The organism is thiotrophic endosymbiont of Bathymodiolus puteoserpentis (Logatchev), from assembly GCF_900127505.1.
Taxonomy (GTDB): Bacteria; Pseudomonadota; Gammaproteobacteria; order PS1; family Pseudothioglobaceae; genus Thiodubiliella.
Window position 1 is genome coordinate 173,457 of record NZ_UEXF01000028.1, and the last position, 21,243, is coordinate 194,699.

The 21,243-nt window shown below is 36.6% G+C and carries 20 protein-coding genes and 2 pseudogenes; 7 read left to right on the plus strand and 15 right to left on the minus strand.

Annotated elements, in window-relative coordinates:
• Positions 1-35: 35 nt before the first annotated feature.
• The 3 genes from BHECKSOX2_RS05125 to BHECKSOX2_RS05135 are packed head-to-tail and all read right to left on the minus strand — an operon-like array spanning position 36 to position 1,848.
• Positions 36-722, minus strand: coding sequence for a hypothetical protein (locus BHECKSOX2_RS05125; RefSeq protein WP_139682725.1), 687 nt, complete (start codon positions 720-722; stop codon positions 36-38).
• The gene (gene ubiG / locus BHECKSOX2_RS05130) at positions 704-1,402 is read right to left on the minus strand and encodes a bifunctional 2-polyprenyl-6-hydroxyphenol methylase/3-demethylubiquinol 3-O-methyltransferase UbiG (RefSeq protein WP_180323669.1); all 699 of its coding nucleotides are present in this window, start codon (positions 1,400-1,402) and stop codon (positions 704-706) included. Before ubiG ends, BHECKSOX2_RS05125 begins: the two co-directional genes overlap by 19 nt.
• Entirely contained in the window at positions 1,399-1,848 is a 450-nt protein-coding gene (locus BHECKSOX2_RS05135; protein WP_139682727.1) for a peroxiredoxin, read from the minus strand. Before BHECKSOX2_RS05135 ends, ubiG begins: the two co-directional genes overlap by 4 nt.
• Positions 1,849-1,892: 44 nt before the next feature.
• Here BHECKSOX2_RS05135 and lepA point away from each other — a divergent pair, with 44 nt between their 5' ends.
• On the plus strand, positions 1,893-3,680 hold the full coding sequence (gene lepA, locus BHECKSOX2_RS05140; RefSeq protein WP_139682728.1) for a translation elongation factor 4: 1,788 nt from the start codon (positions 1,893-1,895) through the stop codon (positions 3,678-3,680).
• Between the two features lie 128 nt (positions 3,681-3,808).
• On the opposite strand, the gene BHECKSOX2_RS05145 is transcribed toward lepA, so the two are convergent.
• Both BHECKSOX2_RS05145 and BHECKSOX2_RS05150 read right to left on the minus strand, forming a co-directional pair.
• Positions 3,809-4,819: a S1/P1 nuclease gene (locus tag BHECKSOX2_RS05145; protein ID WP_180323670.1), complete on the minus strand. Its 1,011-nt coding sequence runs from the start codon at positions 4,817-4,819 to the stop codon at positions 3,809-3,811.
• 73 nt (positions 4,820-4,892) lie between these two features.
• Positions 4,893-5,678: a cytochrome C assembly family protein gene (locus tag BHECKSOX2_RS05150; RefSeq protein ID WP_139682730.1), complete on the minus strand. Its 786-nt coding sequence runs from the start codon at positions 5,676-5,678 to the stop codon at positions 4,893-4,895.
• A gap of 67 nt (positions 5,679-5,745) precedes the next feature.
• On the opposite strand from BHECKSOX2_RS05150, the gene ffh reads away from it, so the two are divergent.
• The 4 genes and pseudogenes from ffh to BHECKSOX2_RS05165 all read left to right on the plus strand — a co-directional run bounded on the left by ffh (position 5,746) and on the right by BHECKSOX2_RS05165 (position 10,149).
• Positions 5,746-7,161 (plus strand): signal recognition particle protein, encoded by a 1,416-nt coding sequence (gene ffh / locus BHECKSOX2_RS05155; protein WP_139682731.1) that lies wholly within the window; start codon positions 5,746-5,748, stop codon positions 7,159-7,161.
• A gap of 27 nt (positions 7,162-7,188) precedes the next feature.
• A pseudogene (locus tag BHECKSOX2_RS10230) lies at positions 7,189-7,502 on the plus strand (IS30 family transposase); the annotation flags it as partial.
• A 56-nt stretch (positions 7,503-7,558) separates the two neighbouring features.
• Entirely contained in the window at positions 7,559-8,950 is a 1,392-nt protein-coding gene (locus tag BHECKSOX2_RS05160; RefSeq protein WP_139682732.1) for a DNA cytosine methyltransferase, read from the plus strand.
• Positions 8,947-10,149 carry an MvaI/BcnI family restriction endonuclease gene (locus BHECKSOX2_RS05165; RefSeq protein WP_139682733.1) on the plus strand — a complete coding sequence of 401 codons (1,203 nt, stop codon included), beginning with the start codon at positions 8,947-8,949 and terminating at the stop codon, positions 10,147-10,149. Before BHECKSOX2_RS05160 ends, BHECKSOX2_RS05165 begins: the two co-directional genes overlap by 4 nt.
• A gap of 26 nt (positions 10,150-10,175) precedes the next feature.
• Here the strand turns inward: BHECKSOX2_RS05165 and hisD are convergent, their stop codons facing one another.
• The 4 genes from hisD to BHECKSOX2_RS05185 are packed head-to-tail and all read right to left on the minus strand — an operon-like array spanning position 10,176 to position 14,000.
• Positions 10,176-11,471 carry a histidinol dehydrogenase gene (hisD, locus tag BHECKSOX2_RS05170; RefSeq protein ID WP_139682734.1) on the minus strand — a complete coding sequence of 432 codons (1,296 nt, stop codon included), beginning with the start codon at positions 11,469-11,471 and terminating at the stop codon, positions 10,176-10,178.
• A complete protein-coding gene (hisG, locus tag BHECKSOX2_RS05175; protein ID WP_139682735.1) occupies positions 11,468-12,085 on the minus strand; it encodes an ATP phosphoribosyltransferase in 618 nt (205 codons plus the stop codon). The genes hisD and hisG overlap by 4 nt, the downstream gene beginning before the upstream one ends.
• 15 nt (positions 12,086-12,100) lie before the next feature.
• Entirely contained in the window at positions 12,101-13,360 is a 1,260-nt protein-coding gene (gene murA / locus BHECKSOX2_RS05180) for a UDP-N-acetylglucosamine 1-carboxyvinyltransferase (protein WP_139682736.1), read from the minus strand.
• A 13-nt stretch (positions 13,361-13,373) separates the two neighbouring features.
• Positions 13,374-14,000 (minus strand): MlaC/ttg2D family ABC transporter substrate-binding protein, encoded by a 627-nt coding sequence (locus BHECKSOX2_RS05185; RefSeq protein ID WP_090717137.1) that lies wholly within the window; start codon positions 13,998-14,000, stop codon positions 13,374-13,376.
• 44 nt (positions 14,001-14,044) lie between these two features.
• Here BHECKSOX2_RS05185 and uvrC point away from each other — a divergent pair, with 44 nt between their 5' ends.
• Positions 14,045-15,826 carry an excinuclease ABC subunit UvrC gene (uvrC, locus tag BHECKSOX2_RS05190; RefSeq protein WP_139682737.1) on the plus strand — a complete coding sequence of 594 codons (1,782 nt, stop codon included), beginning with the start codon at positions 14,045-14,047 and terminating at the stop codon, positions 15,824-15,826.
• A 353-nt stretch (positions 15,827-16,179) separates the two neighbouring features.
• Here uvrC and BHECKSOX2_RS05195 read toward each other — a convergent pair.
• A pseudogene (locus tag BHECKSOX2_RS05195) lies at positions 16,180-16,411 on the minus strand (integrase core domain-containing protein); the annotation flags it as partial.
• Between the two features lie 4 nt (positions 16,412-16,415).
• Complete coding sequence (locus BHECKSOX2_RS05200; protein WP_139682738.1) at positions 16,416-16,724, minus strand: hypothetical protein; 309 nt, start codon at positions 16,722-16,724, stop codon at positions 16,416-16,418.
• A 139-nt stretch (positions 16,725-16,863) separates the two neighbouring features.
• Here BHECKSOX2_RS05200 and BHECKSOX2_RS10235 point away from each other — a divergent pair, with 139 nt between their 5' ends.
• Positions 16,864-18,405, plus strand: coding sequence for an RHS repeat-associated core domain-containing protein (locus tag BHECKSOX2_RS10235; protein ID WP_245391319.1), 1,542 nt, complete (start codon positions 16,864-16,866; stop codon positions 18,403-18,405).
• On the opposite strand, the gene BHECKSOX2_RS05210 is transcribed toward BHECKSOX2_RS10235, so the two are convergent.
• From BHECKSOX2_RS05210 to BHECKSOX2_RS05225, 4 genes are all read right to left on the minus strand, one after another.
• Entirely contained in the window at positions 18,402-18,641 is a 240-nt protein-coding gene (locus BHECKSOX2_RS05210) for a transposase (protein ID WP_139682739.1), read from the minus strand. The genes BHECKSOX2_RS10235 and BHECKSOX2_RS05210 overlap by 4 nt on opposite strands.
• Before the next feature lie 62 nt (positions 18,642-18,703).
• Positions 18,704-18,883 (minus strand): hypothetical protein, encoded by a 180-nt coding sequence (locus tag BHECKSOX2_RS05215; RefSeq protein WP_139682740.1) that lies wholly within the window; start codon positions 18,881-18,883, stop codon positions 18,704-18,706.
• Positions 18,884-19,106: 223 nt separating this feature from the next.
• On the minus strand, positions 19,107-20,285 hold the full coding sequence (locus BHECKSOX2_RS05220) for a hypothetical protein (protein ID WP_139682742.1): 1,179 nt from the start codon (positions 20,283-20,285) through the stop codon (positions 19,107-19,109).
• 134 nt (positions 20,286-20,419) lie between these two features.
• Positions 20,420-21,243, minus strand: an 824-nt coding sequence (locus tag BHECKSOX2_RS05225) for an IS3 family transposase (protein ID WP_180323672.1), incomplete at its 5' end; no start/stop codon positions are given.

Consider the following 21,243-nt stretch of genomic DNA (forward strand, 5'->3'; position numbering starts at 1 on the left):
TATTTGCATTCCTTTTTTTTCTGGCTCAAAATTCTTTAGTTTGACATCTGTGAGATCAATCCTTCTTCTATGTTAGAGTCAATGAAACTAAGGTTTTTAAACTGTTTTTCTGTAAATAATTTAAAAAGTTTTGGGTCGTTCCCTTCAATTGTAAAATCCTGTAGATCAAATATACACCCATCTAAATCAAGGTCTTCTGCCGTGTAATTATTGCTATTGAACCATTTCAGCATATGTTGGGCGTAGCTCCTTCTTTCGGTTTCTGGCACTGTATTCTCTATATTCCAAGTATTCTTCATACCAGGATTAGGATTTGGTATATTTTTTTTCGGAAAACTTTTCAATACTTTGATAAAGGCAAGTTTTACAGTTTCTTTATATTCTGGTGCTTTTTTTGTTAAATCAATCAGCCTCTGTGTTGCGATTTCACGACGAACCACCATATTATCAGTGAGCATCTGTAAAGCATCAAATAACGCATCTTGATGAATATTTTCACGAGTATCGTGAGTTCGAAAGAGCCACAATAATGCACCAGTTGGTAAAGCCAACAATACAAAAAGTAACGGAGTGGCTTTTTCTGATGCAGGGTCAGTGTTTGTAATAAAGTTATACAGGAATGAATAACAGTATTTAGATAGAAGAACACCTATAGTGGCACTTATCAATAAAGAAGGAAAGCGATATTTTAAAATCCAGTTTTTTATTTTTGATAATGACACAGGTAATTCACACTCACATCGTCTTCTAATTTATAAGTTTTTGTAAACGGATTGTAAGTCATGCCAATCATACTTTTCAAGGTTAGTCCTGAGTGTCTTGCCCACTCATCCATTTCACTTGGTTTGATGAACTTGTCCCAGTCATGAGTGCCTTGTGGTAGGAGTTTGAGGATGTATTCTGCACCGACAATGGCAAATAAATAGGATTTGGTGTTACGGTTGATGGTTGAAAAGAAGGTTTGCCCGCTAGGTTTGACTAATTTGCTACAAGCTTTGATGATTGAGGATGGGTCAGGCACATGTTCTAGCATTTCTAGACAAGTTACAATATCAAATTTTTCGAGGTGTTGTTCAGCAAAGTCCTCCACAGGGATTTTTTGATAATCCACTTCTAAACCCGACTCAAGTAAGTGTAATTTGGCAACTTCTAAGCCTGCTTCTGCCATATCAATGCCGGTAACAATCGCACCTTCTAGGGCGAGGGATTCTGCTAAGATGCCACCACCACAGCCAACATCAAGGATTTTTTTACCTTTCAGCGAGCCACCACATTTTTCTTTAATGTAGTTTAGGCGTAGTGGGTTGATATCATGCAGGGGTTTGAATTCAGAGTTTTTATCCCACCAACGCGATGCTAATGCGGCAAACTTATTAACCTCATCAATATCTACATTACTCATAATGCTTGCACTACTTGCAAAACTTCTTCCACATGGCCTTTGACTTTGACTTTATCCCACGCTTTAAGAATATTACCTTTGGTATCAATGATAAAGGTAGAGCGTACAATACCCATATATTCACGCCCCATGAATTGCTTTAGTTGCCAAACGCCAAACGCCTCACATAAATCTCCTTCCACATCAGCAATGAGCTCAAAGGGGAATGCTTGTTTGGACTTAAATTTTTCATGCTTGGTTAAATCGTCTTTTGAGACGCCGTAAATGATGGTGTTTGCATCTAAGAACGCTTGATGACTGTCTTTAAAGTCTTGCCCCTCAGTGGTGCATCCTGGTGTGGCATCTTTGGGGTAAAAATATAAAACGATATTGTGTCCTTGGGTATCAGGAATGCTAATTTCTAAATTGCTTGTGGCTTGGCAGGTAGTTGGTTGGACTTTATTCATAACGGTATAATTTCGGGTTTAAAAATTCCAATTTTAACATCTGTATGAAAAACATTCGTAATTTTTCAATTATTGCCCATATTGACCATGGAAAATCCACCATTGCCGATCGTTTTATTCAGTTTTGTGGCGGCTTGAGTGATAGAGAGATGTCCGCACAAGTATTAGACTCAATGGATATTGAAAAAGAACGGGGCATCACCATCAAAGCGCAAAGTGTGACACTGGATTATCATGCCAAAGATGGTGAAACTTATCAGCTAAATTTTATTGATACACCAGGACATGTGGATTTTTCTTATGAAGTTTCCCGTTCACTTTCTGCTTGTGAAGGCGCACTATTGATTGTTGATGCCTCGCAAGGGGTAGAAGCACAAACGGTGGCAAATTGCTATACCGCTATTGAGCAAGGCTTGAAGGTGGTAACAGTACTAAATAAAATTGACCTACCAGCAGCAGACCCTGAACGCGTGGTGGATGAAATTGAAGATGTGATCGGTGTTGAAGCACAAGACGCTGTTCACGCCAGTGCCAAATCTGGGATTGGTATTGAGGACATCTTAGAGCAAATTGTTGAAAGAATCCCTGCACCAAAAGGCGATGTGGAGGCAACAACTAAGGCATTGATTATTGACTCTTGGTTTGATAATTATTTAGGGGTTGTCTCTCTTGTACGCGTTATGGATGGTGAGATTAAGCCAAAAGATAAGATTAAAATATTCTCAAATGGCGAAGAACATTTGGTGGATGAAGTCGGTGTGTTTACGCCTAAGCGTGTCAAAACCGCAAGTTTAAAAGCAGGTGAAGTAGGTTTCTTAATTGCCAATATTAAAAACATTGACGGTGCACCAGTGGGCGATACGATTACCAGTGTTAAAAACCCAGTAACCGAGGCTTTAGAGGGCTTTAAACCAGTGCAGCCTCGTGTATTTGCGGGTTTGTTTCCCATCTCAGGCGAAGATTATGAAAAGTTTCGTGATGCTTTGTCCAAACTTAGACTCAATGATGCGGCATTACAATACGAACCTGAAAATTCTGACGCCTTAGGCTTTGGTTTTAGAATTGGTTTTTTGGGTTTGCTACATATGGAAATCGTTCAAGAGCGCTTAGAACGAGAATATGATTTGGATTTAATCACCACCGCACCCACTGTGGTTTATGAGATTTTAGACACTAAGGGTAATACCATTCGAGTTGATAGCCCATCAAAAATGCCAGAAAATCAATTTATTGCTGAGTTTAGAGAGCCAATTATTACTGCAAATATTTTAGTAACAGATGAGTTTGTCGGTAATGTGATTAGTTTGTGTGTTTCGAAGCGAGGCGTGCAAAAGAGTCTAACTTATATGGGCAAGCAAGTACAAATGGTATATGAGTTACCACTTAATGAAGTGGTGCTTGATTTCTTTGATAGACTTAAATCGGTATCACGAGGTTTTGCCTCAATGGATTATCAGTTTGAGCGTTATCAAGTGGCTGATTTAATCCGTCTTGATATTCAGATTAATCAAGAATCGGTTGATGCTTTGGCACTCATTATTCACCGTGAAGATTCAGTGCGAAAGGGCAGAGAAATTGCCGAGAAAATGAAAGAGCTGGTACCAAGACAAATGTTTGATGTCGCTATTCAAGCTTGTATTGGCGTCAAGGTTGTTGCCAGAACCAATGTTAAAGCCCTTAGAAAAAATGTAACTGCCAAGTGTTATGGTGGTGATGTCTCGCGTAAGCGTAAATTACTTGACAAGCAAAAGAAAGGCAAAAAACGCATGCGTAGCGTCGGCAGAGTGGATATTCCTCAAGAGGCGTTTTTGGCGGTGTTGCATATTGATTGAGGTGTAATTTAAAATTCTATTGGAAAAATCGCATTAGACAACAATAAAGATTTCAATCAAGCCAAAAAAAATCAGTGCAACTGTCTGTCTACACTGATTTTTTAAAAACCCAAAGAGAAGGCGGTTTCTTAATAGATAAGATTAAGGATATAACCCAAACGCAATCCTGCTAAATATACTAAATTAATGGTAGTTTGTTGAACATTTTTTAAGTAATCATCGGTTAAAACAATGCTATCTTTAGGGTCTTTTAATTTAAAAATATCAGCATCTATAGCGGAAAATACATTGTTATTAAATTGCTGTAAATCGTTTATCCAAGTTTTTGTGTCATAATCCATTTGATATTTTTTTGGATCTATTGTGGCACTTTTTACTATATTTGCAGAGAAATCTTTAACCAAGTTTTTGACAAAAAACTTTTCAGCATTAATGAAGTATTGTTGAATTGTCCCTGTTTTTGGTGGGTATTGTTTTCTTGCTTTATCGGTTAAACATCCCATGCCATCCCAAATTGCGTGTAATTTTTTTGTTCTTAAGCACATGCTAGCTTGAGATGTGTCAACAAGAACTGAATTAGCGCCATAAGTTTCTCCATAAGGGTTTTCTTTGGTTTTGTAAGCTTTATATAAAGGCTCTATCACATGTAATGGCTGGTGGGCATCTCCGATTAAATGTACTAAATACATTAGCAGTAAAGACTGTTTAAATTTACTAAGAGAATAGTCTTTTGGGTTTAATTTGTGTTGTTTAAATGCATATAAAACCTCTTCAAGGTTCCAATATATATCTAATTTGTAAAAAAGAACCTCGTTTGCATGCTCTGGAAGAGAGATATTTTGAGGATTGTGTATTGTTCTACCAGAAAAATGCGCCTTGCTTAACACCTCAATATTTTGCATATTGTCTAACCAACTGGCAGATATAATGGGATCAAGATCCTTTTCAGAATCGCTAAGTTGATTGAGAATATCTGATAACAAAGGGGTGATTTTTGCTCGTTTTTCTACAGAAAGCTGATTGAGTGCAATATTTAAAATACTTAAGTGACCCTCCAGTCCATAGGCTTTGACCATAGATGGGGCGAATAGCAATGATTGAAATAATAGTACATAGATAATTTTTTTTATAGGTTTCATATTTTTATTGTAGTTATTGTAAAATTTTTTCATGCTTCATAAATTGTATTGGGATTTTTAGAGGTACTTTACTTTAAGACAACAAGCGTTCTAATACAAATTTAGAGCCAAAATAAGCCACTAATAATACACTAAACCCTACTTGTATAGCAACAATAGTTTGTTTTCCACGCCAGCCAAAGAGTTTGTGTCCAAAGATTAACACAGCAAAAATGACCCAAGCCACCAATGAAAGCGCAGTTTTGTGAATAAGGTGTTGCGCAAAGAAATTGTCAATAAAGATAAAGCCAGTAATCAGTGACAAGGTTAGTAGGTAAAAACCAACTCGTAAACCTTGAAACATGAGCCTTTCCATGGTTTGTAGTGGCGGAAGTTTATTAATAAAAGGGTTGATTTTTTTGGCGTGCAAGTAGCTCTCTTGGATTTTTAACAATACTGATTGACACACTGCTAAAGCAAGCAGGGCGTAAGCAGTAATAGATAAAAACACATGTGAAGCAATGCTTAAAGAGATGATTTTGCCAGCAGCATCAGGGAATAAAAGACTAAAGACAAGCGACAAAGCAGCCAGCGGATAAACCAAAATACCAAGTGCATGCACGGGTTTAGAGAGTGAGGATAAGAATAACAAAACCGCGATTAACCAAGCAGCAAAAGAGGTGCTGTTGGCAAGTCCAAAAAATACACCGTTAGCCGTCCAAAAGTTTGTAAAGGTTAGAGCGTGTGTGATTACGGCAAAACTAATTAACAAAAAAACGCTTTTTTGATGTTTGTGTTGAGCGTTATCTTGTGTGAAAAAACGCATTAATAATAGGGCCGCTAATAAATAAGCGATGATTGCGAAATAAGATAAAAACATAATCAACTTTGCGTAGGTAAATACAAGTCATTATAATAGGATACTTCTGCCTTATTAACACAAAAAAATGTTTGATAATTTAACCGACCGCCTGAGTAATAGTTTTAAAGCCCTACAAGGCAAGAATAAACTGTCAGAATCTAATATTAAAGACGCTATTCGTGAGGTACGCCGTGCTTTGTTAGAGGCAGATGTTGCGCTTGAGGTTATTAAAATATTTCTTGATAAGGTGCAAGAAAAAGCCTTAGGTTTGAAAGTCGGCGAGGGGCTAAACCCATCACAGGCTTTTATCAAGCTAGTTGAATCAGAATTAACACAGATTATTGGTGGTGAGAATAAAACCTTAGACCTTAAAGCGCAACCACCAGCAGTGGTAATGGTGGCAGGTTTGCAAGGTGCGGGTAAAACCACTTCAATTGCCAAATTGGCGCGTTATTTAAAAGAGCGTGAAAACAAAAAAGTATTGGTAGTAAGTGCTGATGTTTATCGTCCAGCAGCGATTAAACAGCTGGAAGTATTGGCAGAACAAGTTGGCGTGGCATTCTTCCCCTCTAACATTAAAGAAAAGCCCGCGAGTATTGTTGCTAATGCTAAAAAACACGCACAAAAACAATTCTTTGATGTGCTTTTGGTGGACACCGCAGGTAGATTGCATGTTGATAGCGAGATGATGAATGAAATCCAAATCTTGCAGAAGAAAGTTAATCCGATTGAAACTTTGTTTGTGGTTGATTCAATGACCGGTCAAGATGCAGCACACACTGCCAAAGTTTTTGCTGACGCTTTGCCATTGACAGGTATTATTTTAACCAAAACTGATGGTGATGCACGAGGTGGTGCAGCGCTTTCAGTACGCCATATCACTGGCAAGCCGATTAAGTTCTTAGGTGTGGGTGAAAAAGTTGATGCGTTAGAACCATTTCACCCAGATAGAATTGTTTCACGCTTACTGGGTATGGGTGATGTGCTTTCACTCATTGAAGAAATTGGACAAAAAGTTGACCGTAAAAAAGCAGAAAAATCTGCCCAAAAAATGGCAAAAGGGCAGTTTGATTTGGAAGATATGCGCGACCAACTCCTGCAAATGGAACAAATGGGTGGTATGGAAGCCTTGATGGATAAAATGCCAGGCATGGGGCAAATATCTCAGAGCGTTAAAAATCAAATGATGGGCTCAGTGGAATCCAAAAAAATGATTGCCATTATTAATTCGATGACGCCCAAAGAACGCACCCACACCAAACTGATTAAGGGCTCACGCAAAAATCGCATTGCTAGAGGCTCTGGCACTGGACCGCAAGATGTTAATAAACTACTCAAACAGTTTGAAAAAATGCAAAAACAAATGAAGAAAATGGGTGGCGGAAAAATGCAAAAAATGATACAAAAGATGGGCGGTATGCAGGGCACTGAGGGTGGACTACCAGACCTGTCTAAAATGAAATTACCGCCTATGGGCGGCGGTAACAAGTTTCCGTTTTAAATGGCATTATTTGTACAATTTTATGATTGGGTCAAAACCATTACCTTTGACAAGGGTAGAGAGAGTTTATTCTGCATATGGAGGTGGCTACTGCATTGAAGTGTGACACTTACTTTGCCAAGCCATATCATTCATGGGAGAGAGGACAGAATGAGAATGCTAATGGGTTACTTAGACAATATCTTCCAAAGAGTATGGTTCTTCGTAATGTTGTCTCTAAAAAAGTAGTAGAAGTGCTCAATAGAAGACCTATAAAATGTCTTGGGTGGAAAACATCTTATGAGGTATTTGAAGAATTTTTAGGAATAGATGATAGAATTTTTGTGCAGAGTATTTACTAGAGATGCGAATTCATCAAGTAAAAATCATCCTGAACTTTTTCTTATTTTAATATAATATGAAATATATAGATTTATTTGCTGGTTGTGGCGGACTCTCTCTTGGTTTTGAATCAGTTGGTTTTAAGCTTGGCTTAGCTATAGAAAAGTCTCCTATGGCATCAGAAACTTTTTATCATAATCTTATTAAACCACTTGATAGTGATAAGAGTTGGAAAACCTATTTAAACCAATCTACTGAAAAAAAAATTGAGACAGGATTGTATGTTGGAGAGACGATTACTCTATTAGAAAATGAAGAATTTATTGATCAATTAAAAGAAAAACTACCTTTAACTGATTTAATCATTGGAGGTCCTCCATGTCAAGGCTTTTCTATGGCAGGGAAAAGAAATCCTAAAGACCATAGAAATGAATTACCTTGGCAATTTTTAGAGTATGTAGAGATATTTAAACCAAAAGCTGTTTTAATGGAAAATGTTGTAGGAATGAGAAGAAGATTCAATAAGCACAATGAAGATTCTCCATTTCAAAAAATTAAAAAAGTACTTGAATCAGGTGTGGGTAATAGTGAAAATAGCCCTCAATATATAGTACAAGAGTTACAATTAAATGCTATGCATTATGGTGTTCCTCAACATCGTCCACGAGTTTTTTTATTAGGTATTAGAAAAGATATAGCAGAAGTAAAATCATTAACAGCGACTACTGATATTTGGTTTTCATCAAACTTTTTTGATGGAAATATTGGTTCTCCTCTTTGTCCTATACCAACAATTAAAGAAAAGGATATTCTGTCAGTTTATGATGCAATAGGTGATTTATACGATGAAGAGAATAGAAATTTAAAATATCTTAATATTTTAAATAAAAAGAGTGCTTTTAAAAAAGTGATAAAACATAAAAAAGAAGAGTTATCTAATCATAATTTACGAAATCATTCTGATAAAATTAAAAAAAGATTTAGGCTTTATCAGTATTTTTCAGAACAAGGTATCTCTACAAAAGTTTTTAATATTGCTTCAAAATATAATGCTACTTCTGATAAAGTTTATTACCATGAGATTGAAAAAGCTTTAGTAAATGCAAAAGTACCAGCTCTTTCTCCTGATGATATGGTTATAGCTAGAGATAAAAATGAATTGATTGATACTGTACTTGAATTGGCTACAAAAAAACATTCTCAGCGACCATTAAAAGCTATTGAACCGTCTCCTACTGTGGTTAGTATCCCTGATGATGTTATTCATCCTACTTTGGCTCGAACAATGACAGTGCGAGAACAGGCAAGATTCCAATCTTTTCCTGATTATTTTGAGTTTAAATCCAAAGAGACAACAGGTGGAGCTATGCGAAAAGTAGATGTTCCTCAATACACACAAGTTGGGAATGCTGTTCCTCCTTTAATGGCAAAGGTTATTGCTCAACATATAAAAGATTTAATTTCATGAGAGCATTAACAGAAAAAGAGAAATTAGCAGTTACTTTATTAACAAATTATTCGGTGGAATTAACTTTAATTGAGCCTACAAAAACAGCTTTAGAAAAATATATCATGGATGCTACTGTTCCTGTAAGAGCTTATTTAAAAGAACAAAATATTCATGATTATGTTTTTCAATCTGATGGTACAGAGCATAAAATAATTATAGAAGATACTTTTTTGATTACTGAATCAAGTTTTATAGAATCTCAAACTTCGTTATATAGACCTAGAGCAAAAAAGAAAAGAGGCGACCCTCGTATTTGGTTTAAAAAATTGCCAGAATATAGTAATGCAAATAATATTTTAGCTATTACTTATTTTGAGGATAAATTATATGTTATAAATATTTCAACTTTAGCAATCGATAGTTTATTATCATCTCTACTTATAAATCCTCTTTTAGAACTTGTACAAGATATACAAAAACAAAATAATAGTATTTCTAATGAGCTTTTGAGAAAGATTCAAGATATAGCTAATCAAGGTACTTTACCTGCTATTAAAAAAGGAGATACAGCTATTGGTCATACTTTAGAAACAGCACTGGGCATTGCTCAAAATAGTTCAAAAGCTCCTGATTATAAAGGTATTGAACTAAAGTCATATAGAGAAAAATCTTCAAAATCAAAAGAGAGTAGAAAGAATCTCTTTGCCCAAGTTCCAAATTGGAAACTCAGTAAATTTAAAAGTAGTCGTGAGATTCTTGATACCTTTGGTTATCAAAGAGAAGATAATTTTAAGTTGTACTGTACCAGTTCAACGAAAACTAGAAATAGTCAAGGTCTAATATTGAGATTAGATAGTGATATAAATAAATTGGTTGAAAACTCTAGTCAAAAAGAGATAGGAGATTTTGTTATTTGGCTTATGAGTGATTTGAAAAATAGATTGTTAGAAAAACATAATGAGACTTTTTGGGTAGGTGCTGATAGCACAATAATAAATGGTGTTGAGCATTTTCAGTATCAGAAGATTTTACATACTAAAAAGCCAATTCCCTCTATGTTTGAACTTCTTATTGAGCAAGGAGAAATTACTTTAGACCATTTGATAAAAAAAGATTCTAAAGGTAGAGTAAGCGAAAAGGGTTCGCTATTTAAAATATCAACTTCTGCATTGAGTATGCTTTTCCCTGAACAGATTAAGTATAGTTTGGTCGCATAAAAGATAAAGAAACCAAATAAAAATGGTTATGGTTTAATACGATAGCGGGCTGATTGAGCGTGAGCCTGCAACCCTTCACCGTCAGCCAAGGTAGCAGCAATTTCGCCGAGTGTGTTCGCGCCTTGGTCAGAGACCATAATCAAACTAGATTTTTTTTGGAAATCGTAAACACCGAGTGGCGATGAGAAGCGTGCAGTGCCTGAAGTAGGTAGCACATGATTAGGTCCTGCACAATAATCACCCAAAGATTCACAGGTATTTCTACCCATAAAGATTGCGCCAGCGTGCTTAATATCATCAAGCATGGATTCTGGGTCTTCAACAGAAAGTTCTAAATGCTCAGGGGCGATTTGATTAGAGAGTGTGATAGCCTCAGCCATATCTTTGGTGTGGATTAAAGCACCACGGGCTTTAAGAGCCTTGGCAATAATAGTTTTTCTATTCATGGTCGGCAAAAGTTTAGCGATGCTTGCTTCTACTTGAGCGATAAAGTCTGCATCAGGACACAATAAAATAGATTGTGCGTCTTCGTCGTGTTCAGCTTGTGAGAATAAATCCATGGCAATCCAATCAGGATTGGTTTTGCCATCGCAAATAATTAGTATCTCGCTCGGTCCAGCGATCATATCAATACCAACTTGCCCGAATACTGCGCGTTTAGCAGTTGCTACATAGATATTACCAGGGCCTACGATTTTATCGACCTTTGGCACCGTTTCAGTACCATAAGCAAGGGCTGCAACTGCCTGTGCGCCACCCACGGTATAAACGCTATCTACACCTGAGAGATAAGCTGCTGCCAGTACCAATGGATTAGTAATACCATTGGGTGTTGGTACGACCATAATCAATTCATTCACGCCAGCAACTCTAGCAGGGATAGCGTTCATTAGCACTGAAGAAGGGTAAGCGGCTTTGCCGCCAGGTACATACAAGCCAACTCGTTCAATCGGGGTGATTTTTTGCCCCAACATCGTGCCATTGTCTTCTCTATAAGTCCAAGTGGCTTGTTTTTGCTTTTCATGATAGGTGCGTACTCTGTCAGCGGCAACTTGTAACGCGGTTTTTTCTTTGTTGTCTAAGTTGTCAAAGGCAGTTTTTAGTGTGTTTGCATCAAGGGTTAAATCTGCCATACTGCTAGCATTAACACCATCGAACTTAATACTGTAGTCAATCAGTGCTGCGTCACCTTTGGCTTTGATGTTGGCAATAATGTTATCAACGGTATTGACAACTTCTTTGTTTGAGACGCTTTCCCAAGCGAGTAATTTGGAAAGTTTGTGTTGAAAATCAGACTGAGTTGAGCTAAGATTGGTTATCATAGATTTTTCTCAATACTTTCAATCCAAGTTTTGATTTGTGCATTTTTGGTTTTGAATGACGCAGTGTTCACCACAAGGCGAGAGCTAATATTCTCAATGTGTTCAAGAGGTATAAGACCATTCGCCTTTAGCGTATTGCCAGTGTCAACCAAATCAACAATACAGTGTGCTAAACCAACGACTGGCGCGAGTTCCATTGCGCCATAGAGTTTAATGATTTCAGTTTGTTGGTTTTTAGCGTCAAAATAGCGTTTGGCAGAATTGACATATTTGGTGGCAATTTTTAAGGTGTTTTGCACTAATTTTTCTTTGTCACTTGCTGCTACCATCAGTTTGCATTTGGCAATATTCAAGTCTAACAATTCAAATAAGCCATTAGCACCATGTTCAAGTAATACATCTTTGCCAGCGATACCCATATCAGCTGCACCGTGTTGCACGAATACAGGAACATCAGTAGCACGAATAACGATTACCTTAACATCGTCAAGATTGGTGTCTAGAATCAATTTTCTGGAATTTAATTCTTTATCAGCAATTTCTAATCCTGCTTTTTTCAGTAATGGCAGGGTTTGCTGAAGAATTCTGCCTTTTGATAATGCGATTGTTAACATAATTTTTTTATTAATTTAGTCCTGCACTCTTTCGATATCAGCACCCAATGATTTTAATTTCTCCTCAATGGTTTCATAGCCACGGTCAAGGTGATAAACACGCTCAATCGTGGTAGTACCTTTGGCGGCTAATCCTGCTAACACTAATGATGCTGAGGCCCTTAAGTCAGTTGCCATCAAGTGTGCACCAGTGAGTGATTTTACTCCTTTACAAACCACCGTGTTGCCCTCTAATGTCAGGTCAGCACCCATACGCATTAACTCAGGAATGTGCATAAAACGATTTTCAAAGATATTTTCAGTAATACTACTGTGGCCATCTGCAATAGTATTTAATGCGGTAAATTGTGCTTGCATATCGGTCGGAAAATTTGGATAAGTGCCCGTTTTAATACTGACGGCTTTTGGTCGCTTGCCTTTCATGTTGAGGCTGATTGATTGGTTTTCTGTTTTAATGTCAGCACCGATTTCAATTAGCTTCCCAAGCACTGAGCGCATCGCTTGAGGGTTGGCATTTTTAACAGTAATAGAGCCACCAGTAATGGCAGCGGCGACCAAATAAGTGGCTACTTCAATACGGTCTGAGCAGACTGAATATTCCACGCCATTTAATTGAGGCACACCTTCAACTGTGATGATTGAGGTGTCAATACCACTAATTTTTGCACCCATTTTATTAAGGAAACAGCACAAGTCAGAGATTTCTGGCTCTTGTGCAGCGTTGTTAATTATGCTTGTACCTTTGGCTAAAGTGGCAGCCATAATGACATTTTCTGTCGCAGTAACAGTGACTTGGTCAAAATGAATATTTGCACCTATCAAGCCATCCGTTTTTGCGTAAATATAGCCGTTTTCAACTCTAATACTAGCGCCCAACTCTTCTAATGCTTTCAAGTGAAGATTAACAGGGCGTGTACCAATAGCGCAACCGCCTGGTAGTGACACCTTAGCTTCGCCATATTTTGTCAACATAGGTCCTAACACCAAGATTGATGCACGCATGGTTTTAACCAAATTGTAATCAGCAACTAAATTATTGAGTTTTGATGAATCAACAAATAAGGAAGAGTTTGATTCTAAAATAAAATCAGCACCCATGCTCATTAACAATCTGAGCGTGGTAGATATGTCGCTAAGTTGTGGCGTATTATTAAGCGTTATTGGGCTGTCTGCCAAAATAGAGGCAAATAAAATGGGTAATGAAGAGTTTTTGGAGCCTGAGGCTTTAATGGTGCCTTTTAGGGGTTTACCACCTTGGATAACTAACTTATACATTTATAAGGCAACCTTAATCTTTTGCAAGTTTTTTTGTCAATTTTTCAGTTAGGCTATCAATTCCCTTGCGTTTAATATGCGAATCAAATTGTGCTCCGTAAGTTTTAATCAAACTAACGCCTGAAAACACGACATCATACACACGCCACTGTTGTGAATAAATCATTTTTATAGAAATACGAGTAGGCTTTGGGTCATTATTAAGGCTGATAAATAACTTGACGATAGCCTTATCGTCTTTGCGTTTTACATTGGGGTCGGCTGAAATCTTAACGCTATCAAATTTATCATAAGAGCCAAGAACGCCGGCGTAATCTTTGATTAAAGATTTTACGATATAGTCTTGGAATATTTGTTGTTGTTGAATGTTTAGATTGTGCCAGTGTTTTTTTAGCGTTAGTTGCGTTGAAACTTTTATCGCAATATTAGGTAATAATTTTTCTTTAATTAATACTTTAATATTTTCAGGTGTGGCTTGCTGTTGTTTTCTAAGATTTTTAATTGACGATAGTGTGTTTTCGAAAATACTAAGTGCAACTGCACTTGGTGAATTAGAGTTGTCAATTGGCAAGACATTGTTTGTTGCTAAAGCCATATTCATCGATAAAATAGACCCTATAATAAGTAGCGTTTTAATCATTTTTTAATTAATAGACATTTTTATAAAGTTTTTTATTTTACCCGATGACACCAGAAAAACTAAAAAATTTAACAACGCAACCCGGTGTTTATCAAATGCTTGATAAACAGGGCATGGTGATTTATGTGGGTAAGGCAAAAAATTTAAAAAAGCGCGTATCCAGTTATTTTAGTAAAACCCATCAAGATGATAAAACCAGAGTACTGGTTACTAATATTGATGATTTTGATGTGGTGATTACCAACACAGAAACACAGGCGTTGTTGTTAGAAAACGAGCTAATTAAACAGCACAAACCTAGATATAACATCCTGCTCAAAGATGCAAAGAGTTATCCTTATATTTATATCACTAATGACAAGCATCCAAGAGTCGGTTTTTATCGTGGTACAAAGCATAAAAATTACCAATTTTTTGGCCCTTATCCATCCGCACATGTGGTGCGAGACTCGTTGAATTTATTAAAGAAAATTTTTAAAGTTAGGCAATGTACTAACGCCACTTATCGTTCTCGTTCACGACCTTGTTTAGAATATCAGATTGCTCTATGTAGCGCACCATGTGTGAATAAAATCAGCGATAAAGATTACGCACAAGATGTCAAAATGATGTCGCTTTTTTTGTCAGGAAAGGGCGTGCAAACACTGGATAACATCTCACAAAAAATGCAAGCAGCCGCTAAAAATCAAGAATTTGAATTAGCAGCGCACTTGCGTGACCAAATGATTGCCCTACGCACGATCCAAGAACAGCACAGCTCTCAAAGTATGGGTAATATAGATGTTATTAGTATCGCCATGCAAGATGGCATTCACGCTGTTGAAGTATTGTTTGTACGCTCAGGCAAGCAAATTGGTCAAGAATGTGTTTTTCCAAAACACACCAAGGGCAAAGACAATAAGGAAGTTTTGTCAGCCTTTTTGCCCTTGTATTATTTAGGCAAAGATACACCTGCGCAATTATTACTCAGTGAAAAATTATTAGATAAAAAACTTATTGCCCAAGCGTTGTCCACAAAGATTATTGACACACCACAAAAAGACAAGCGCCACTTTCTAAAAATTGCCGATTTAACCGCAAAGGAGAACTTAAAACAACATCTAGCTTCAAAGTACACCAAACGCACACAACTCAAGCAATTGCAAACCACCCTTAATCTTAAATCTCTACCAAACACTATGGAGTGTTTTGACATCAGTCACACCATGGGCGAAGCAACGACTGCGTCCTGCGTGGTGTTTGAAAAAGGATTGCCAAAGATTAAAAAATATCGCCAATTCGATATCAAAAATATCACTCCAGGCGATGATTACGCAGCAATGAATCAGGCGGTTTTTAGGCGTTATTCGCGTTTATTGAAAGATAAAAAACCCTTACCTGATATAGTGTTTATTGATGGTGGTTTGGGGCAACTCAATCAAGCGATTATGGTGATGGACTCCATCGGTGTTGAGTCTATTCAACTCGTGGGCGTGGCAAAAGGCGAAGGTAGAAAAGCAGGGCTGGAAACTTTGATATTGGTTAAAGAGGGCAAAACACAAAAAATCAACCTACCACCACACGACCAAGCCCTGATGTTGATTAACCACATTCGCGATGAATCACACCGCTTTGCCATCAAAAATCACCGACAAAAGCGCGGTAAAAAACGCACGACTTCAGCACTTGAAGGCATTGAAGGTGTAGGAAAAGCACGCCGAGCAGCGCTACTTAATCATTTTGGTGGCTTGCAAGAGCTCAAACAAGCCTCTGTTGAAGAAATGCAAAAAGTCAATGGCATTAGCCTCACCTTAGCGACTAAAATAACCAAAACCCTTAAACAATAAATTCAGCTATGTTTATCCTTCGTATTTTAGTTATCACACTTATTATTGGTTATATTATTTGGATAGTAAACAATAGGCTACTGGGTAAAAATCTCAAACTTGCCCGAGTGATTGCTGCAACCTTGGCAACCACTTCATTGGTGTATTTGGTGTTTGGGATTTTGTCGTATTTGATTGAACCTTAAGTGACAAAGATAAGGCTTTCACTACTTGTTTTAATGAGCAAAGTTCGTCATTTTTTAAATCTTTTTACTGCTTCGTGGTGGGCTTGTTCATTTTCTGCTTCGCTAGAAAACAATCCAAAAGAGGCGACCCGCTAAAAACTGTAATGATCCAATCAACTTAGACACATTTCAAGCTACTTTTTTCAATTCAGCCATCTTCTGAGCAGGTGTCATATACCCAATGGCTGAATGAATTCTTTTGTAATTGTAAAAATAAATATAACTTTCTACATTTTTTACTACTTCTTGATGATTGGCAAAGCTTTGATAGTTTAATCGCTCAGTCTTTAAGCTTTTAAAAAAAGCGTTCCATAATTGCATTGTCCCAACAATTACCCCGTCTGCTCATGTTTTGGGTAATGCTTTTACAATATTGTACAAACGCGTTTGCCATAGGTGTGTCCAACTTCAATGGCAGTTTGTTTAATGAATTTAATCATGGCGTTGGTATTATTATTGAGCGACTTACCTTTGACTTGATAGTAATAACTGCTAAGAGGAAGTTTGAGTAATTGGTACAATTTATTGGTTTTGTACTGTTTACAAGCCCTGTTCATTTTAGCAATCATAGAGTGTTTTGATTGTCCACTGTGAACAAGGCTGTTGCCTTTTTTTAAGAGTTCATTGTCCCTTTGTTTCTTGAGCGATTGTATTTTTTGTTGCTCGGGTGTCATGGCTTTGCTTAATTTGTTGGAGTTTTATATATTTATCTATATTAGACATAAAAATCAATTATGATTTCTTTGGCAATATAGAATAGAGGGTGCCAGTGAAGTTAGTAAAACTATCACCTCAAAAACCATGTATTATTTTATGAATTTATTAGAGACCTACCATCAAACCTACAGCTACGACATAGGTAATAATTTAACTCACTTTTCACACCAAGCAAATAGTAGTGCTTGGCAACAAACCATCGCCATCCATCCTAACAACAATCGTGGCACCGAAACTCAGCAGTCTGCCGCTGACTTTGATGCTAATGGCAATCTATTGGGTTTAAATGATATCGACAACCTAGAATGGCACTACAACAACACCTTAAATAAACTCATTAAATCAGACAAAGCCAACACCACAGAGTATTATGTCTACGACTATCAAGGCAGACGAGTCCGTACTGTGGGTGAATCTAACAATCAAGTACAAAACCAAAGAGACTACCTACCTTTATTAGACATCTCAACTAACCAAGCAAAACAACAAAGCAATACCCTGCACATCGGCACCCATATCCTCAGTGAAACTAGCAAAGACAAAGCGCAAAACTCTACTCAAAATCTTACTCAAACCCGCTATCAACTTACCAGTCACCTCCAATCCAGCACCTTAGAACTCAACGATAAAGCCCAAGTTGTCAGTTATGAGCATTACTACCCTTATGGTGGTACTGCTATTATTGCCGGCAAGAACAAAGCCGAAGTTCAACAAAAATGCTATCGCTACACTGGCAAAGAAAGAGATGATAATAGTGGCTTATATTACTATGGTGCCAGATATTTAGCCCCATGGCTTGCCAGATGGATAAGTCCTGATTCGCAAGGCGACGATGGTTTGAATTTATATGTTTATGTGGGCAATAATCCACTTAAATATATAGATCCGACAGGGCATGTTAAAGTTACTCCAGTTGACATGGATTTAGCAGATTATGAGATAGACATACTAAGTCCTATTGAAGGCACTTATCAGAATAATAATTTGTTTAATTTTCCCGAATCGTATGAAAGACTGGAAAATATTGTCAAGTCTTATCCTGCTGATAAATTTAGCTTGTTAGAAACCCATACAATGTTTTCCACACAATCAAACGACAGCAATGGGGCACTAACAATTAAAGCGCATTCTTATCCGCCTTCTGATACTTTTATTAATATTATGAACTTCTCCACAGGAGAGTTAAATTTTAATTCACATTTTAAAAATGAAGATATAAGTCTTCGTTCTGGCTTGAACGCAACAGAAGTAACAGCCTACCAATATTTAGGGATGACAAAAATAGCTGGAGCATTAAACATGCTACCTACAACAATTTTAAATAAGAGTATAACCAATGATAGCACGCAAGAAGCAATAAAGATTTATAAAACTGATAGAAATTACCCAAGATTTTATCGTAATTTTTTTATCAATAGTGATAATGGCAGATTTTCTTCAAGGGTTATTAATACTTTTAGTTTTGAGGCAACTTCTATAAAATTAGAGAAAGCTGGCCTTGATATTCGCTTATATTTAAAACCAAAAATGCCCTTAATACCCGCTGAAAATCCATTGCCACCTCGTGGAGATATGCATGAGCATTTTGAATCTGATAATGTATTACCTGAAGTAATACCAAATTCAAAAAACAACTAAACCAAAAAACTCCACTCCCTACTACACAAGTTTTCAATAAAACCATCCTCACTTAGTATTTCATCCCAAGCCTGGCAAGATCTTTCAACAATATCATCATAATTTTGGAATGTAGTATTAGACAAAAATCTTTGTTTAATCTGTTGCCATAGTTGCTCCACTAGATTCAGTTCTGGAGAATAAGGCGGTAATGGTAATAATGTAACATTGCTAAAACAACGAATTGCTTTCGTCATATGCCATTGTTAGTTTTATTGTTATAAATTAATGTTTTGTGTAGTTTTTAAGGGATGACTAGTTAGGATTGCTGTTGTCTTTGGGTGATATTTGGTGCTTTTGATAACCCAGATGACTCGACAATTCCTTTGAATAACCTCTCACAAGATATTTTTAAACTCATCTGTGATGTTGTCAAGCAAGGTAAAAATTCCCCTGATTTTATTTGTCTTTTTAGTTCTGTTTGGTTGATTAAACTCATTTGTGTTTCTCCTTGTATTTTTAATGCATTTGATTTTATAGGGTTAAATGCTTTTTAAGGATTTACGCAGTTTGATTTACGCCCTCCGAGTAATTTATAACTACCACCAACATATCCATGAATACCAATATACATAGTGCCGTGAATGCTGGCAACACAAGATTCAAACTTTTTATAATCAGTATAAGGTCTATATTCAAAGCTAGAAACTGTTGGTTTTTTATTACCATTTGTTGTTATGCAGCCGATCTTGTCTTTGCATCTCTTCTTCAAATGCTTGTTGTCTATTATTAGTATTAACAATTTCTTCTTCTATCACTTGTCTTATTAAAGGGGAGTTTATTCTTTCTCGGCTGATATGTTTGCTAATTAAATCACTATCTTCTCTACTGTCATCTTCAAACATTGCTATAAAAAACTCTCTGGCTTGTTCTGCATCTGTGCCTGGGGCCTCTTGTGCCCAACGCAGAACTGCTTCTTTGTCTCTGGCGTCACCCGTGGTTGCTAATAAAAGACCGCTAACTTGTCTTTGTATTCTTGATCTTTCATTGTTTTCTTTGAAACTGCCTAGGTGATGCTTTAACTTGTCTTTTATTTGCGGATTACTGCCTCCCCTAGTAAAGTTTTTTACTGATTGATTGAGTATTTTTATTTTAATAGGATCGGTAACACTTAAAAATTCATCAAAGAATAAAACAAGCGAGCTATCTTCGCCAATATAAGCCAGTGAATCTGCTGTAGCGCGATAGAGCATTATATTTTGTAGCCCTTGCCAGTTTTTTTCCATAACCTTGGCGACATGACGATTGGGTTTGCCATATACCCATTTTTGGTTTGCAAAACTGCGGATTGCTCTTCTGGCTACAAGCTCTTCATCAGAGGACCCGTGTTTATCGCCTACTTCAATCAACAGACCATCGTTAATCAGTTTGTATAATAATTCTGCTGATTCTTTGGTGGCAGCGGAGCCTAATATTGAAATAATGAGTTTTTTTGGGCCAGATGGTGTGTCGTGTAGAAATAAATCATAAATATCACTATAAAAAATATTATCACCAGCTGGAAGGTTTCTTAGTATGCCATCAATTCTTTTTTCAAAACTATTATAAGATGAGTCGCCATTTTTAAGATTGTTTAGCCAAAGTTTCCAATTTTCTAAATTAGTCAATTTTGGATTATAGTGACTATAGTAACCGTTCTGTTTGATTTTTTTTAAAGATTTGTTTTTGTTATTACTGACAATATTCTTTAGATTGCTATTATCTTTAATAATAGCATCGTTCCCAATATTATTGGTTTTAATCAATGCATTAGAATCCCCCTGTGTCAATAAATAAATACCCACACCTAACACTGTTAAGATTGCCGTTGTTGCCATCATAATTTTTGTATTGTTTTGCATAATCACCAACCTAATTTATTGTAAATTTTGTGTAATGTTTTTGTTAAATGTTTTGTTTTTCTTGTCTCTTTAGCGTGCCTTTACATTACCCCAAAACCCCTGACAACTTTTTAAAATTTCTTATATAGAACATCTTAAGAGACCTTCTTCTTTTCCTGATTCAATTTTATACTTTCTTGATACACATCCATTGGTTTTTTATATTTCAATGTTTCATGGAATCTTTGATGATTGTAAAACTCAATATAATCATCCATATCAGTGATTAAATCACTGATGGATTGATATTCATTTAAATAAATTCTTTCGCATTTTGCGCTCCTCCAGAAACGCTCAATACAGATATTATCTGTAGCCCTACCTTTACCATCCATAGATATTGTAATACCTAAATCTTTTAATCGTTTAGTGTGTATCTCACTGGTATATTGACTACCTTGATCAGTGTTAAATATCTCTGGGTGTGGGTGTTTCTCTAAAGCGTCATTAAGTACACCCATTACCAATTGAGAATCCATGGTATTGGATATCCTGTGTGATAGAACAGCTTTTGAATGCCAATCAATAATAGCTGCCATATAGACCATACCCCCTGCAATCTTGACATAGGTAATGTCGGTGCTCCATACATGGTTAGAATGACTGATATTAAGCCCTCGTAGCTTGTAACTGTATTTCTTGTGTGCTTTGATTGGTATAGTTGTATTAACTTGTTTAACTGCTAATACTGCCTTTAAACCTAATTCTTGCCGATAGCGTGCTACGGTGTTTAAACTCACCTTGTAGCCGTCTTCAAGTAATTGTTGATGGACTTTTTTCTCACCATAGATGGGTATTTTTTCAAACACCTTGGTGATGTGGTTTTTGATAGATTGCTTGGTGTTATTTACTTTTGGCTTGTAATAAATCCCACTTCTGTTAACACCTAACAATTGACATTGATGATTAACTGACAAAG